The sequence below is a fragment of the Vibrio hepatarius genome, assembly GCF_011806575.1.
Taxonomy (GTDB): domain Bacteria; phylum Pseudomonadota; class Gammaproteobacteria; order Enterobacterales; family Vibrionaceae; genus Vibrio; species Vibrio hepatarius_A.
In genome coordinates, this window is the sequence record NZ_JAATOO010000010.1 from 90,225 (window position 1) to 105,774 (window position 15,550).

The 15,550-nt window shown below is 45.9% G+C and carries 15 protein-coding genes; 5 read left to right on the top strand and 10 right to left on the bottom strand.

Features of this window, described 5'->3' with window-relative positions:
• The first annotated feature begins 98 nt into the window (after positions 1 to 98).
• Positions 99 to 2,006 (top strand): acyltransferase family protein, encoded by a 1,908-nt coding sequence (locus HCZ42_RS10165; protein ID WP_167420600.1) that lies wholly within the window; start codon positions 99 to 101, stop codon positions 2,004 to 2,006.
• 42 nt (positions 2,007 to 2,048) lie between these two features.
• Here HCZ42_RS10165 and HCZ42_RS10170 read toward each other — a convergent pair whose 3' ends face one another.
• The 3 genes from HCZ42_RS10170 to HCZ42_RS10180 all read right to left on the bottom strand — a co-directional run bounded on the left by HCZ42_RS10170 (position 2,049) and on the right by HCZ42_RS10180 (position 5,072).
• Positions 2,049 to 3,884 (bottom strand): DUF3413 domain-containing protein, encoded by a 1,836-nt coding sequence (locus HCZ42_RS10170; RefSeq protein ID WP_167420601.1) that lies wholly within the window; start codon positions 3,882 to 3,884, stop codon positions 2,049 to 2,051.
• Positions 3,885 to 3,945: 61 nt separating this feature from the next.
• The gene (locus tag HCZ42_RS10175; RefSeq protein ID WP_167420602.1) at positions 3,946 to 4,650 is read right to left on the bottom strand and encodes a 3-deoxy-D-manno-octulosonic acid kinase; all 705 of its coding nucleotides are present in this window, start codon (positions 4,648 to 4,650) and stop codon (positions 3,946 to 3,948) included.
• A gap of 32 nt (positions 4,651 to 4,682) precedes the next feature.
• Complete coding sequence (locus HCZ42_RS10180) at positions 4,683 to 5,072, bottom strand: diacylglycerol kinase (protein ID WP_167420603.1); 390 nt, start codon at positions 5,070 to 5,072, stop codon at positions 4,683 to 4,685.
• Between the two features lie 94 nt (positions 5,073 to 5,166).
• Here HCZ42_RS10180 and HCZ42_RS10185 point away from each other — a divergent pair, with 94 nt between their 5' ends.
• From HCZ42_RS10185 to coaD, 4 genes are read left to right on the top strand one after another with little or no spacing between them, the layout of a single operon-like run.
• Positions 5,167 to 6,216 carry a glycosyltransferase family 9 protein gene (locus HCZ42_RS10185; RefSeq protein ID WP_167420604.1) on the top strand — a complete coding sequence of 350 codons (1,050 nt, stop codon included), beginning with the start codon at positions 5,167 to 5,169 and terminating at the stop codon, positions 6,214 to 6,216.
• On the top strand, positions 6,213 to 6,995 hold the full coding sequence (locus HCZ42_RS10190) for a glycosyltransferase family 2 protein (RefSeq protein ID WP_167420605.1): 783 nt from the start codon (positions 6,213 to 6,215) through the stop codon (positions 6,993 to 6,995). Before HCZ42_RS10185 ends, HCZ42_RS10190 begins: the two co-directional genes overlap by 4 nt.
• A complete protein-coding gene (locus HCZ42_RS10195; protein ID WP_167420606.1) occupies positions 6,995 to 8,038 on the top strand; it encodes a glycosyltransferase family 4 protein in 1,044 nt (347 codons plus the stop codon). Before HCZ42_RS10190 ends, HCZ42_RS10195 begins: the two co-directional genes overlap by 1 nt.
• Entirely contained in the window at positions 8,025 to 8,501 is a 477-nt protein-coding gene (gene coaD, locus HCZ42_RS10200; protein WP_167420607.1) for a pantetheine-phosphate adenylyltransferase, read from the top strand. The genes HCZ42_RS10195 and coaD overlap by 14 nt, the downstream gene beginning before the upstream one ends.
• A 46-nt stretch (positions 8,502 to 8,547) precedes the next feature.
• On the opposite strand, the gene HCZ42_RS10205 is transcribed toward coaD, so the two are convergent.
• The 7 genes from HCZ42_RS10205 to HCZ42_RS10235 form a co-directional block, all read right to left on the bottom strand.
• Entirely contained in the window at positions 8,548 to 10,530 is a 1,983-nt protein-coding gene (locus tag HCZ42_RS10205) for an LTA synthase family protein (protein ID WP_167420661.1), read from the bottom strand.
• A gap of 250 nt (positions 10,531 to 10,780) precedes the next feature.
• Positions 10,781 to 11,590 (bottom strand): bifunctional DNA-formamidopyrimidine glycosylase/DNA-(apurinic or apyrimidinic site) lyase, encoded by an 810-nt coding sequence (gene mutM, locus HCZ42_RS10210; protein WP_167420608.1) that lies wholly within the window; start codon positions 11,588 to 11,590, stop codon positions 10,781 to 10,783.
• Positions 11,591 to 11,687: 97 nt separating this feature from the next.
• Entirely contained in the window at positions 11,688 to 12,176 is a 489-nt protein-coding gene (locus HCZ42_RS10215) for a hypothetical protein (protein WP_167420609.1), read from the bottom strand.
• A 169-nt stretch (positions 12,177 to 12,345) separates the two neighbouring features.
• The gene (gene rpmG, locus HCZ42_RS10220; RefSeq protein ID WP_004410866.1) at positions 12,346 to 12,516 is read right to left on the bottom strand and encodes a 50S ribosomal protein L33; all 171 of its coding nucleotides are present in this window, start codon (positions 12,514 to 12,516) and stop codon (positions 12,346 to 12,348) included.
• Between the two features lie 14 nt (positions 12,517 to 12,530).
• Positions 12,531 to 12,767: a 50S ribosomal protein L28 gene (gene rpmB, locus HCZ42_RS10225; RefSeq protein WP_004728407.1), complete on the bottom strand. Its 237-nt coding sequence runs from the start codon at positions 12,765 to 12,767 to the stop codon at positions 12,531 to 12,533.
• A gap of 277 nt (positions 12,768 to 13,044) precedes the next feature.
• Positions 13,045 to 13,719 (bottom strand): RadC family protein, encoded by a 675-nt coding sequence (radC, locus tag HCZ42_RS10230; protein ID WP_167420610.1) that lies wholly within the window; start codon positions 13,717 to 13,719, stop codon positions 13,045 to 13,047.
• 117 nt (positions 13,720 to 13,836) lie between these two features.
• Positions 13,837 to 15,504, bottom strand: a complete 1,668-nt coding sequence (locus tag HCZ42_RS10235; protein WP_167420611.1) for a methyl-accepting chemotaxis protein — start codon at positions 15,502 to 15,504, stop codon at positions 13,837 to 13,839.
• Positions 15,505 to 15,550 lie beyond the last annotated feature (46 nt).

Consider the following 15,550-nt stretch of genomic DNA (forward strand, 5'->3'; position numbering starts at 1 on the left):
AACTCATGAGCAATCGTCTACTCCTAGATAGGGTCCAATATACCTTAGAAATGTACCTGAAACAAAAAGCTCATCAATGTAGTTACAAGTCCAAAGACATGCAGTTTAGAAAAGATATCAATGCACTAAGAGCACTGGCTGTACTCTTGGTAGTCGTTTACCATTTTAATTCTACTTGGGTCCCTGGAGGTTTTATTGGCGTCGATGTATTCTTCGTCATCTCAGGTTTTTTGATGACTAAGATAATTCTCGACAAAAATGAGATAACTCTTTCATCTTTAATCACTTTTTACGTATCGCGATTAAATCGCATAGTTCCTGCACTCGCATTCATGTGTATTGCGTTATTAATCTTTGGTTGGTTCTATTTAGCTGGAGAAGAGTACGAAACTCTAGCAAAACATGCTAGATATAGTTTGACGTTCTTATCAAACCAAGTCTATTTAGATGAAGCCGGATACTTTGCCACGGCCTCTAGAGAAAAATGGCTGCTACATACATGGTCACTGTCTATCGAATGGCAGTTTTATTTACTTTACCCACTCTTTATTGGCATCGTATTAAAACTGTTCTCTAGATCTCGCCTTATATTCGCAATCAATACATTACTACTAATCAGTTTATGTTACTGCGGATACCTTTCGTTTGTTGGTGATACAAACGGCTATTTTATGTTGTCAGTTCGCGCTTGGGAGATGCTTATCGGCTCATGGGCAGTTCTCTATAAACCGAAGAAGTACTGCTCTGCATATGTAGGTTGGCTGCTAATTCTAAGCACTACATTTGTCATAAATAAGGATTACGTATGGCCAAGTTTGATAACGTTGTTTCCTACTCTCGGCGCACTCATTATTTTATGGGCAAACCAGAACAACCGGGTAAGTGACTCTTATGTTATCCAAAAGATAGGCTTATATTCGTATTCGATCTACTTATGGCACTGGCCTGTGGTCGTGCTTTTCTACAAACTGAACTTACACTCTTCGTCGTGGCTACTTGTTGGAATTGTCTTGAGCGTATTGTTAGGTGGGCTCAGTTACCATACCGTAGAACAAATTCGACTCACTAAAAACATACACTCCGCTAAACACCTGTTGATTAAATGTAAGCCGTTGTGGGTAGTGCTAATTTTGGTCGGTACAACCAAGTTCATCGCAGAACAAGAAGGCTTTCCAGCAAGGAGTACTTTAAACCCTGAACTTGTAGCGCTGTATGAAAAATTAGACAAAAGCACTCAAATGAACCCGCTACGTTCTAAATGCCATATCAGTAGATATACAGGGCAACAACCAAGTGATGCCTGTACTTTTTCTACTATGGAGCCCGAGTGGGCTGTTATTGGTGACAGTCACGCTTCAGAGTTGGCGTTTTCATTAGCGAACCAGTTAAACAAGATAGATAAAGATTTAACCCAGTTTACGATGTCCAATTGCCCACCATCATATAAGCAAGCAGAAAGCTTCAGCCACTGTGCTCGCTGGACAAACGATGTTGTAGATTTTGTGGCATCCTCGAATCAGATACAGAAAGTCGTCATTGCATACCGATACTCTGATCATTTGTTTGGTAGAAATGAAGATTCTTACCCAGAATTACCCAATGACTACTCAGATGAAAGAAGAGAGCAAGTACTACATTCACTAAAACTCACAGTTGATACTCTTCTCGATCAAGGAAAAGAAGTGTATTTACTCATGCCAGTTCCAGAAATGGGAATCAGTATAAAAGCTCTTGTTGACCAAGCGTATATACAAAACAAAGACCTAACGAATATCCCATCTGTCACGACTTCATACTACGAAGAGCGAAATCAGCTGTTTTATTCATTTATCTCTCAATCAAATTTTAAGCGGGGATTACAGCACATTGAGATAAGAGACTTCTTCTGTGATAAGAATCAGTGCTACGCCGTTAGAGATAAGGTGCCACTCTATTTTGATGATGACCATCCAGGTTTACTAATTACTAACGAAATAGCCGCAAGAATCCTTAATCACGCAAGTTAGAAAAAGCCCCTCTAACCTTGTTAGAAGGGCTTTTTATTACAATTACTTCCTAAATCGGCTGATCTTTTCTAGTGCTTCTTGGACGTATTGATAATTCATTGTTGCGTCATTCTTAGGACGATAAGTACTGTCGTAGATCTGCGACTGGCCAGCTCCGTTTACTTCGATAATCGTATCGTCATACATAATGCCGTATGCGCTATAGCTTGAAGTCATCATCCAATCACGCTCTACCTGGTCACCAAACAAATCCACGCCCGTAGAGTAGTCTGGAATATCACTGGTAACACCTAAGTAGTTCTTCATTAGCGTCGGGACGACATCTTCGTGTGAAGTGGTGTAAGAAGCGTTTTGAGTAAGTGCATTCTTGTCGATTCCAGCGCCAAACATCACAAACGGAACTTGGGTCTGAGCACGAGTAAAGTTGCCGTTGTGACCCCAGAAGTTTTGCTTGTTGTCGTTCATTTCTTGGCTGTGGTCACCAGTGATGATCACAACCGTGTTCTCTAGGTCACCTGTTTCTTTCAACTTATCCAAAACACGTTTTACTTGAGTATCGACATAACGCACCGACGTTTTATAGCGATTAAAGAACTTCTCTTGATCGCTATTGTTATCTAACTCCAAGTAGTCCACACGAGGAATCATCGGTTCATACTTGTGTGCAAAATCGTCTGGGAAATCATAACCATGTGGTGCATCGTAGAATAAGAACGAGAACGCTGGCAGGTTTTTATCACGGTTGTCATACCATTCTGCCCAATCATCGGTGAGGCGCTTATCACGAGCCGATGGTGAGTTACCTTCGGATGTGACGCGAATATTCGGTACGTTCGCAAACACGGTTTGGTCAAACTCTGGACTGGTCAGTTTCGCAGCAGAGAATAAACCTAGCTGATAATCCAACTGCTGCAACCTATCAACAAACACTGGTGAACGATGGTTGGCTAAAAAACCGTGCCAATAAGTACCGGGCATACCGTAAAACAGACCAAAGATGCCCGTACGCGTTGCATTACCCGTCGCGATATGGTCTTGGAAGATTACGCCCTCTTGCGCGTATTGCCACATATAAGGCGTATTGTCAGCGTTAAATGTATCTGCACGCCATGAATCCACCGTTATTAGCATAATATTGGTAGGTTGCTTCACCTCTTTAAACTCTAGCGGGTTAAGCGGGTAATTTAGGTCGCTCTTCGGTTTAATGCTCATCGCCTTTTGCTGCGCGATGGCTTCTTTATCCAACCAGCCCTGCTTTTCCATAAACCCGTTGGCCGTTGCTGGGTAAAACAGCGGCAAGTATCGCTTCACCATAGTTACAGGTTGATAGGCGTGGGCAGCAGCCCAGATATGAATGACATTTGTAATCAGTAACGCAGCAAAAGTCAGTAACGCGAACTTACGGCCTAATTTCAAAGAGCGAATAGGAGCGCCAGCTTCCAACCAGCGAATCAACCACCACTGTCCAGCCAGTAAAGCAACCACTGCCCCAATTACCGTCAACCAAGTAACAAGAGGGAAGCTCACTACCTGACCCGACAACACCAACTCCATCACCACAGCATTGATATGGAAACGGTATTGAGCGTAGACAATCGTATCAATAAATAGGACTGCCAAGCCGATAGAAGCAATGAGAGCCTGTGCGATATTCCTCGCACCTTTAGGCAGTAGCAACGCTGGGAAACTTAATCCACCTATCACAACGGCAAGAAGTGTCATCTGCCCGAGTGTTCCGGCTAGGATGAATGTTACGCCCAACAAGTCAGACGGAAATTCCGGCAAAAAAGCAAAATACCGGCTAGCTATCGCGATCGCGATGAGCGCGTTGACCAGAATAAACCAGCCATGCGCATGTAGTTTTTGTTTAAAAGGCATTTCAATTCCTAAGAGATAGCAAGACTTCACTGAAAGTAACAGTGCAATTATGGTTTAATTATTATTGGTTATATCCAGCAAGCAGATGTTGGAATTCATCCTCTTGCCAGTGAATAGAGCGCTTCTTCAGTTCCTTACGAAACGAGCGTAGCAGCCTATCCAAATTATGTTGCTGCCAGTCTGAGCCAGCTTGTTGGTAACACTTATCAAAATCGATAATCCAAACACGTCCGCTTGTATCTAGTAGCAGGTTATGGATATTCAAATCGGTATGGTTCACTTGAGCTTGATGCATCTTTGCGATCTCACGACCGACCGCATAATACTGATCTTTCGTTAGTGGTTGTTCTTCCAGCAGGCTGACGAGGTCTTTCGCATCGGAAATCTTTTCGCTAAGTAAATCAGCTCGATAGGACAACCCACATCGCTCGACTCGCGCAGCGACCGGCCGCGGAACATTAACGCCCGCCTCAGCCAGAGCCTGCAAAAGCGTAAATTCGGCGTAACTGCGGGTCTTTTCCCAACCAGTGAACCAATATTGGTCTGAAACGATTTTACCGAATAGCCCACCACGTCGATAATGTCTCAACGCAGCTTGAATGGTTTGAGTCTGAATAAACCAAGTAGTTCCCCTACCTTGCGCGCTTCCTATCACGGCATCATTCTGTTGCCAGAAATCGATATCAAAAGCTTGCTCAGCAGGCTCGTTCAGTAGCTCCGCGTCGTACCAAATACGAAGATTGTCTTTAGTCAATTGCCTAACCATCTTCACTCCTGAATGTCTAAAGATATGTTTGGCTACGCGACAAACTGATGGTAGAGGATATACAGCCACGTGAAGGCAGCGAAACTTAACGCAACAAACACAGCGGCAGAGCCGATGTCTTTCGCGCGCCCACTGAGATCGTGTCTTTCAGGACCAATCCTATCGACAACCGCTTCGATCGCTGAGTTGAGAAGCTCAACAATTAACACTAACACCACCACACCTAGCATCAGAATACTTTCGATAACAGGCAGTGGTAACCAAGCGACAGCAACAATTGCAACGAGTAACAGGGCCAACTCTTGACGAATGGCGGCTTCGTGTTGGAAGGCCGCTTTTAGCCCTTTCATAGAATATCCGGTTGCGTTAATAACGCGTGTCAATCCTGTTGCACCAGGCTTGCCACTATTTTGCTGAACCATAGGTTACCTTTCGACTGATAGTAATGGCGGCTATTTTACATTTCTTAGCGTTGTCTGCATAATTCTAACCACTTTTATCTCTTGAGCACCATCTATGCCACTGTTCTCTTCTGCACCAGAGTCGGTCTGTTTTCTGCGTCTTTCTGCAATTGGCGATACTTGCCACGCTGTTGCAGCTGTACAAGCTCTGCAGATGCAATGGCCAAATACCAAAGTGACTTGGATTATCGGTAAGGTCGAAGCGCAACTGCTGGAAGGACTAGAAGGCGTCGAGCTGATTGTCTTCGACAAGAAAGAAGGCCTCAAAGGGATGCAAAAAATTTGGGCTCAGCTGAAAGGCCGTAAATTTGATGCGCTCGTCCACATGCAACTCGCACTTCGCGCCAGCTTGCTGACAATGGGCATCAAAGCCACCTACAAAGTCGGTTTTAATTTCCAGCGTGCGAAAGAAGGCCAGTGGCTGTTCACCAATAAAAAGATTTCAGATACCAGTTCGCAGCATGTACTCGACAGTTTTATGTCATTTATCGAATACTTGGGCGTGCCTAAAACGGCGCCACAATGGCGGTTACCCATTGCAAAGAGTGACATCGAGTTCGCTAAGCAACAGCTAAACAACCGCCCTACAGTTGTCATTAGTCCTGCGGCAAGTAAAGATGAGCGTAATTGGCTGACTGACAGATACGCCCAAATTGCTGACTGGCTTTCTGAGCAAGGTTATCAGGTCGTGCTGTGCGGCTCTCCCGCTGAAAGAGAGCGAAATCTCGGTGAAGCGATTATTCACTCAGCGCAGCACCCAATCCTAAACCTTATTGGGCAAACATCACTAAAACAGCTCGCAGCAATCTTAGCCGAAGCCAAAATCGTCATCGCTCCCGATTCTGGACCTGCTCATATTGCGACGACTCAAGGCACTCCTGTGATTGGATTGTATGGCCATAGCAATCCAAAACGCACCGGTCCATACAACGATTTAAATTCTGTTGCGAGCGTGTATGAACAGTTTGTCGAAGAACAACAAGGTAAACCAGCAGAGCAACTTCCTTGGAGCACGCGTGTCAAAGGTGAGCATGTGATGAGCAGTATCACAACGGACATGGTAATAAACAAACTTAAACCGTTACTAGAAGGTAATGCATCATGAGTAAAGCCACGATCGGCGTTTTGATGATCGTCAAAAACGAGTCTAAACATTTAGCGGAGTGTCTAGAAACGGTAAAAGAGTGGGTGGATGAAATCGTCATTGTTGATTCAGGCAGTACCGATAACACCGAAGCCATTGCACGTCAGTACACCGATAAATTTTATACCCATACTGATTGGCGAGGCTTTGGTAAGCAGCGCCAAGTAGCGCAGTCATACATGACGTCCGATTGGGTTCTACCGCTTGATGCGGATGAACGCGTTACACCCGAGCTAAAATCATCGATTGAAAAAGTACTAGCAGATAACCCTAAGCAAACCTGTTACACGTTAGATAGATTGACTCATGCACTAGGCAAATTTATCCGTCACTCTGGCTGGTACCCAGACACCATTACTCGACTCTATCGACGTGAAGAAACCCAGTACAACGATTCCTTAGTTCACGAAAGTGTGGAAATTCCCAAAGGTATGAGCAAAGCTCACTTATCGGGCGACTTACTGCACTATACCTTTGATTCTTTGAGCCAGTATACTGGGAAAACTCAGCTTTACATGAAATCTTGGGCTGATCAAAGAGAAGGTAAAAAGCGCAGTGGTTTAAGCGGAGCAATACTGCACGGCTTCTTCCGCTTTTTCAAAATGTACATCATCAAACGCGGTTTTCTCGATGGTCGACACGGGCTCTTGCTAGCGATTCTTAGCGCCAATACCACCTTCACTCGCTACGCTGATTTGTGGATTCGAGACTACGTGAAACAACAGGATAATAAGAAGTAATGAGAATTTGCCACGTCAACTTAGCATCAGGATTTAGCGGTGGTGAACGTCAAACACTGCAATTAATCAAGCAGCAATTAGCTCTGAACTATCAGCTGACTGTCGTAGCAAACCCAGCCAGCCCTTTTTATGCTGAAATCGAAAAACTAGACTGTACACTGGTTGCTGCGACGCACTTTTTACGCTCACACCAACGTAGTATTACCGCTGACTGCCAGGTAATCCACGTACACGAAGGCCGTGCAATTTACTGGGCTCTAATCCAATCAAAGCTATTTAATGTGCCTTACATTGTGACGCGTCGGATTGATAATCCGCTAAAAAACAAGTGGCTATCAACGTTGGCCTACAATAACGCCAGTGCGCTCATAGGTTTGAGTCGAGAGATAGTCAAACAAATTCAACTGCGCCATCCAAAACATCTGACTGCGATCATTCCTAGTTCTCCGGTTACCTATCCATACAACGATACAGCAGTTGAGGCAATCAAGCAGCGCTTTAACGGCAAGTTTTTGGTCATTCAAGCGGCCAACTTGCTGGAGCATAAAGGCCATGATGTGACCATTCAAGCGGCAGAAATCCTTTCCCAGCGCAACCCAAATATCCATATCGCAATTCTTGGTGATGGACGCGAGCGAGCAAACTTAGAACTTCAAGCTCAAGGCTTAAGTAATGTGAGCTTTGAAGGCAAGCAATCGAGTATGGGAGATTGGTTTAAAGCCGCAGACTTGCTGATACATCCCTCTTACTCAGAAGGTTTAGGCTCAGTGATTCTGGAAGCAATTCACGCAGGCTTACCTGCAGTTGGGTCGAATGCAGGCGGAATTCCGGACATTATAGAACACAATCAATCCGGTCTGCTGATTGAACCGGGTGATGCACAAGCACTGGCAAATCACATCGATAAATTAGCACAGAATGCGGATTTGAGAGGGCAGTTAATCACTGGCGGCGCGGAAAAAATGCGCTCGTTTGACATTCGTCATACTGCTACCCTTTACCAAGACATCTACCATAAGGTCTTAAATAATGACGTTAAATAAAGTGATTTATCCCGGTACGTTTGATCCGATCACCAACGGCCATCTCGATATTATTGAACGTGCGGCTTCCATGTTTGGAGAGGTAGTGATCGCAGTGGCAGCCAGCCCGAGTAAAAACACGATGTTCTCGCTAGAAGAACGTGTCGATTTGGTGGAACAAGTCACCAGCCATCTAGATAACGTATCAGTACAAGGATTTAGCGGCTTGATGGTGGATTTTGCCAAACAAGTTAAAGCCAACATTCTTATCCGCGGACTACGTACCACGGTCGACTTTGAATACGAATTCGGTTTAACCAGTATGTACAAAAAGCTGCTACCGAGTTTAGAGAGTATCTTCTTAACGCCCTCGGATGAATACGCTTTTCTGTCCTCGACGATCGTACGAGAAGTTGCGATTCATGGCGGCAATGTGGATGAGTTCGTGCCACCTTGTGTCGCAGAAGCACTGAAAAACAAATAAAGTCTTAACGTGTAGGCGGAGCTAGCCCCGCCTACAACGCTTTTCACTACATCTGGGCTGTGACTTGTGAGCGCAGATAGTAGTTCTGTAATTTTTTGTATTCCTTACTCCATTCAATATCAGGATTCTGACTCGCCTCGGCTTGTGTCATAAACCCTTCTCCCCATGGATACAGCATCTCAGGACTCTTGTTGTCGTACGCTCCCCACTGGTTAATACAGCGGCGGGAGTTGTAACCACGGTTGCTTACGCCTTCGCTTGAAAGCAGGTTCTCGCCACCTAAGCTGATATATTGTTGTTTAGACAAGCTAAAGTGGTACAGCGTTGGGAAGATATCTCGATGAGAACCGACCCTTTGGGGCTCATACTGGTAGCGAGTATGCTCGAGGATCGGTTTGGGCACGTAGAGATAGAAAGGCACGCCATAGCTCGCGGCAAACTCTTCGCGTCGCTTAGTAGAAATGGAACGTACGCGATGGTCTCCCGAGGCAGCAATGATCGTCTTGCTCGCTAAGTCTGAGCTCTTCACACTCTTGATAAACTGCCCTAAAGCGTCATTGGCGTATTGATAAGCTTCCAGCAAGTTTTGTTCTTGCCCTGCAATACTGCTGACCAAGCTCTTAAGCCGTTCGCTCACCTGCACGGCTTTTGGCTCGTAATACTTAGGCGCGCGATAAGGAGAGTGGTTGGTTACGGTCATGATATACACCATGGTCGGATTGGTGGCTTCATCGAGCAGCTTTTTCACGAACTTAAAGGTGTAACCGTCTGGCACTCCCCACGTATCCGCATAGGCTTTAGCTTCAGGGAACGCTCGAATGATGCTGTTCTCATCATAAACCGTGTCAAAGCCTTGGATAGGTAAGTAATTGGCCAGATTACGCCACATACTGTTGCCACCATAAACAAAGACCACATCGTAGCCCGCTCGCTTGTAAGGCAGTACCGCTGAACTAGGCAGCGCCACTTTTTGTGCCGCGCTGTGACTAATGGTCGGAACATCACTGTGGAACAACATCATCACGATACTATCAATCGTCGCGGTGGTGCCAGCTAAGAAGCGCTTGAAGACAAAGTCCTCTTTAAAGGCGTCACGCAAGCTACCCAGCAAGTCATTCTTTTCTGGGTCATCTTCGATAAGGATGTTATTGCCCATCCCTTCCATTAACGCCATTACTACGTGTGGTGGATTTTTCTCTAAATACGGGTTTTCTTGCGTTTGGTATTCCGGCGTCGGTTGCCCCAACACTTTCACCATTTGCTCAGTAAGCGCTTGTTCACTGATTGGTTCAAACGTCGCCTGTTTTTTGTAGTCACTGTTCGCCCAACTGAGAGCCATAAAGGCATTCGGCGTAATCACATTCAGCGGTTTATACTGTGATACATTGGCGTGATAACGCTTCAACGGCAAGCTACCTACCGAACCGCGCGCGACAATAACGTAAGCAACAATCATCAATAGAATTGAGGCGGTTGTCATCGCCCAGTGCCTAGACGGCCAACGCCAACGCTGGCCTCTTTTAAGCAAAGCTCGGGTAGCAAACCACGCAATCCCTGCCACCGCAACAGAGACTAAGAACGAGCGGACAATCGGGTAATCTTCCCATGCGTTATCCAATACGGCTTTGGTATCATCATCAAACAAGCCGAACACAAAGACGTCGATATAATTGCCATAGGTATCGTAGTAGTAATAGTTGGCGATCGACAGCGCGCAGAGTAAGAAGAAAATTATCGCGCTGTACCAAGGCACCAAACGCAGCCAAACGTGGAAGGCGCCTTGCTTCGCTGCCATCAACAGGCCCATCAATAGTAGAGGTGCAAATCCAATCAGGACTATCTTTGCATCAAACCTAGCCCCCACGACGAATGCTCGCACAACATCTTGGCTTATCCCCACCAACATCTCGGGTTCGGCGACCAAAGAGAAAAAGATCCCACGCGAAAGTGTGAGAAATACAATGCCTAAAAGATTAATGAGTAAGACAATTCTGATGAGTAAACGATAGTTGTACTGAAAAGAACTCATAATGACCTGATAAAAATGGAATACGGTAACAAAATAAGCAAACAGAGGCAGGGCGCTAGAACGGGAAATATTGGTCGCAATCCAACGACAAACGCTGCCTCTTTGCACAATAAGCCGCATACGTTATAACAGGTGTACTGATTCGCAAAGAGGCGAGCATCTAATTTATGAGATAGGCTTGAGAATAGAGAGAAAGCTCAAGAACCTAATTGAATATGGGAGCATATCGCATAAAGCAGCACTAAATGCGCTACGTATGCTGACAGTGAGGGCAGAAGAACGTATTTCGCTGGCCGATTTTCAATTCCTCGATCTCATTTCCACAACTTAAACACGCATCTCCAGCACGACCGTAAACTTGAAGTTCTTGGGCAAAATAGCCCGGCTTACCGTCAGCCTGAGAAAAGTCTTTCAAGGTTGTTCCACCTTGCTTGATCGCTGTAGCTAACACCTGCTTTATCTCTTGCACCAGCTTTTGCCATTGTTCTTGCGTGAGTTGGCCTGCTGCTTTAGATGGATGAAGCTTAGCACTAAAGAGTGATTCACTAGCGTAGATATTCCCAACCCCCACAACGACCTTGTTATCCATGATGAACTGCTTCACCGCAACACGTTTGTTCGCCGCTTTCTCTAGCATATAGTCAGCGTTAAACGCATCCGTTAACGGCTCAGGCCCCATGTGATTGAGTGCAGTATGCTCGCCATTTTCCGTCCATAGCCAAGCGCCAAAGCGACGCGGATCGTTGTAGCGCAGCACTTTGCCATTTTCGAGTTTCAGGTCCACATGATCGTGTTTGCTCGGGGCAATTTCAGCGTCCAGCACACGTAATGAGCCTGACATGCCAAGATGCACAATCGCACTGCCGAGATCGGTTTCTATCATCAGATATTTTGCACGGCGGGAAACCGAACGGATCACCTGACCTTCCATTTGCTTTAGCTCAGCGGGAATATCCCAGCGTAATTTGGGGGTACGAAACGTCAACTTTGCGACTTTCTCTCCCACCAAGTGCGGTGATATCCCCATGCGGCTGACTTCGACTTCTGGTAACTCCGGCATTGCTCTGACCTATTCTCTGTTTCGTGTTCTGCAAATAACGAATGAATGGACGCATATTGTAGTGCGCACATCCACTCGCTTCCAACTCACTCGCCTACTACTGACTCAAAGGCAGTAGAAAATTTGGATCGACCGAAACCGCAATCCATTGTTCTTGCCAGTTTTTCAATAACCAAAATTGGGGAAGTTGGTAATAAGTGATCCGTTGGGGCTCTTCAAGCTCGGTATACCAAACTTCTATCGTCTGCGGAGCATTCAGTTTGTCTTTTAAGCTGTCAAAGGTCGCTTGATCGACTTCGGTACCCACTAATGCGTTCCAGCGTGAAACTAATTCTTGGGCGGGAATCTCAATGGCCTGAGTGGACTTCCACTGTCCATCCACTTTTTCCAGCGACCAGTCGGAAAAATGAATCGCTTCAACTTGCGCGTTAGGGTTAAACAACAGCGGTTCGGTGCTTTGCTCTACTGGCGGATCAATTAAGTAGGTCTTAATGATGGTTGGCAGGTTGAGTATTGCAATAAAAGCAATGATGCCGAGAATGAGGATATTATTCCAGCGACGGCGCCGTGCCACAGAGACTCGCATAGCCAATGATTCCTAATCGATAAAAGTCGTCACTGAAACGTAGCAGAAATTGCACCAATCGGCTATCAGAGAAGAATCTCTGGATAACGGGCAATAAAAAACCCAACTATATTGCTATAGCTGGGTTTTCAATTTCACTCTTCCCGAAGGAAGCTTAAAGAAGGATCAGTTACTTGATCTTAGCTTCTTTGTACATAACGTGCTGGCGAACTACTGGATCAAACTTTTTGATCTCAAATTTGCCTGGCATGTTACGCTTGTTCTTGTCAGTTGTGTAGAAGTGGCCAGTACCTGCAGAAGATACTAGACGGATTTTCTCACGAACGCCTTTCTTTGCCATTGCCTATATTCCTCTTAAACGTTTTCGCCACGTGCACGAATATCAACAAGAACAGCATCGATGCCTTTCTTATCAATAATGCGCATACCTTTTGCAGTTAGGCGTAGTTTAACAAAACGTTTTTCGCTCTCTACCCAGAAACGATGAGTTTGTAGGTTCGGCAGAAAACGACGCTTAGTAGCATTTCGTGCGTGTGAACGGTTGTTACCCGTTACTGGACGCTTACCAGTTACTTGGCATACTCGTGACATGAATGTCTTCTCCAAAATCGTTTCAGCTCGATATCAACCTTGGTGGCCGAACCTCTCTATTTCTAAACAAGAAGTTAGAGGTCTAGCGCCGTTATGGAAACCCATACAAGGCTATCAAAGGTCGCGCATTATACTAACTTGACTAGCATTGCTCAAGACCCGAACAGATCCTTTTTCAAGGTTTTCGTGATCTTTTTTTAAGCAGAGCTGAATTTTAGTTCAAAAAATGTCGGGCGATTGTAGCAGAAAACCAGCAACTCACAACAAATAATGTGATTTAAATCCATCCCCTTTCCGCGAAAGAAATAACCTCGCCGTCCCCAACCACAAAATGGTCGAGCACTCGTATGTCCACTAATGCGAGCGCATCGCTTATTCTACGGGTGATCCGGCGGTCTGACTGGCTCGGCTCTGCGACACCAGATGGATGGTTATGGGCAAGGATAAGCGCTGCTGAATTATGCTCTAAAGCGCGCTTCACTACTTCTCTCGGATAGACTGAAGCGGCATCAATCGTGCCTTGGAACAATGGTTCACCACAAATTACCCGATGCTGATTATCAAGAAACAACACAAAAAACTCTTCGCGCTGCTTATCACGCAACAATCCAGATAAATACAGTTTAGTCTGCTGCGGACTCGTCAGAGCCTCACCTCGTTTTAACGTTTCAGCAAGATAACGCTGTGTCATTTCTAGCACCGCACGCAACTGAACGTACTTCGCTTGCCCAAGCCCCTTATAAGAACAGAATTTCGCCTCTGGCGCTGAGAACAACGCACGCAAAGAGCCAAACTCCTGCAGCAAATGACTCGCGAGCTCAAGCACATTCATGCCCTGAGTACCGGTACGTAGAAAAATAGCCAGTAATTCTGCGTCAGTGAGCGATTGAGGGCCATGACTTAGTAACTTTTCTCTAGGCATGGATTCTGCGGGAAAGCGCTTCAGGCTCATCTAGAACGTCCAAATGGGGTGGATGGAAGCTTATTCAAGCCAAATAAAAACGAAGGCCGCAACTGGCCTTCGTTTTTTATCGGTTGAGATCAAGCTTAGCTGTAACTCATAAGTTACTTAGAGCTTAAAGTTACCAACCAGCTTACCCATATCTTGCCCTGAAGCTGACAAGCTAGCGGTAATGGTTTGCGTGCTGTTGAAGTTGTCACTCAATTCATTGACGATTTGCTGTATCGCGACCAAATTCTGGTTGATGTCTTCCGCTACCGCGCTTTGTTGCTCAGCCGCTGAAGCGGTTTGAATCCCCATATCATGGATTGAGCTCACCGCGTGTTGAATCCCCGATAGCGAGTGTTTGACATGTTCCGACTCATTGACGGTCTTTTCACCGCGCGCCTGACTGGCGTTCATCGTGGTTACCGCACGAGCAACCCCTGACTGAAGCTGTTTGAGCATATCGCTGATCTCAAGCGTGCTATTTTGTGTACGGCTCGCCAGCGTGCGTACCTCATCGGCAACCACCGCAAAACCGCGTCCTTGCTCACCCGCACGCGCCGCTTCAATCGCCGCATTGAGTGCCAATAAGTTAGTTTGTTCCGCGATATCGCCAATCACATCCAATACTTTGGTGATCTGATCCGTGTGATCGCTCAATTCTTGAATCGCTTCAGAAGTCAGGTTCACTTCCGCGACCAACTGTGCGATACCTTCGATCGCTTGGCCCACTTCCAACTGCGCTTCATCAATCTGACGGTTAGCCGACTCAATCGCTTGTGCGGTCGAATTGGTGTTATTTGCCACTTCACGAGCTGTCGCGCTCATTTCGGTTACAGCGGTCACGACTTTATCGGTTTCCAGACAGTGATCTTGCATCTTCTCGTTGGCAGATGAGCTTTGATCATCGAGATCGTGGGCAGCACTCTGCACCACTTCAGCCGATTGACGGATCTCCGCAATCAACGGATGGAGTTTGTCCATAAACTGGTTAAAGGCGCGAGCAACGTCGCCAACCTCATCTTTGGTTTCTACTTTTAGACGCGCGGTTAAATCACCACCACCCGCGGCAACATCTTCCAATGAAGCGACAATATGCTGCAAAGGCAGCGTCGCACGCGAAACCAACACGCTCACCACAACACCAGTAAGAATCAGGCCGACCAACGACAGGCCAGTAGCAAACAGGGTTTGTTCTTGCAACTTAGCTAAGCGCTCTGTCTGATATTGCGCGACTTGGATATCGACATCGTCGATGTAGATACCCGTACCTAAGACCCAATCCCATTTCGATAGATACTCGGCGTAGCCCAGTTTAGGCGCCTGCGCGTCGATGGTTGGTTTATGCCAAGAGAAATTTAAGAACCCATCACCACTTTTTGACGCGTCGATAAGGCCTGCGATCACCGCCACGCCATTTTCATCTTTCAAACCGTAAAGGTTTTTCCCTTCTAACTGCGGTTTGATCGCGTGCAGGGTGTTGACCCCTTGCGAGTCATACGCAAAGAAATAACCGTCATCTTCAAAGCGCATCGCTTTGAGAATCGTTTTAGCTTGCTCTTTGTTTTCTCCGTTTACATCTGCGTCATAAAGAGGTTTCACCGCTGTAACCCCCATCATCAAAAACGCTTTTAGTTCACTTTTCTTAGTTTCGAGTAATTCACTACGATAATTGTGTAACTCACTCTCTAGCGCTCTAAGGCCACTCCAGTAATAAACACTGGTCACCATTGCCGTGATTGCAACTAAAGGCAATAAAGTAAGTAGTAAAAGTTTGGTACGGCTTTTCATCCTGTCACCTAATTATTATGAATAGACTGCGCATATATAATGCAGC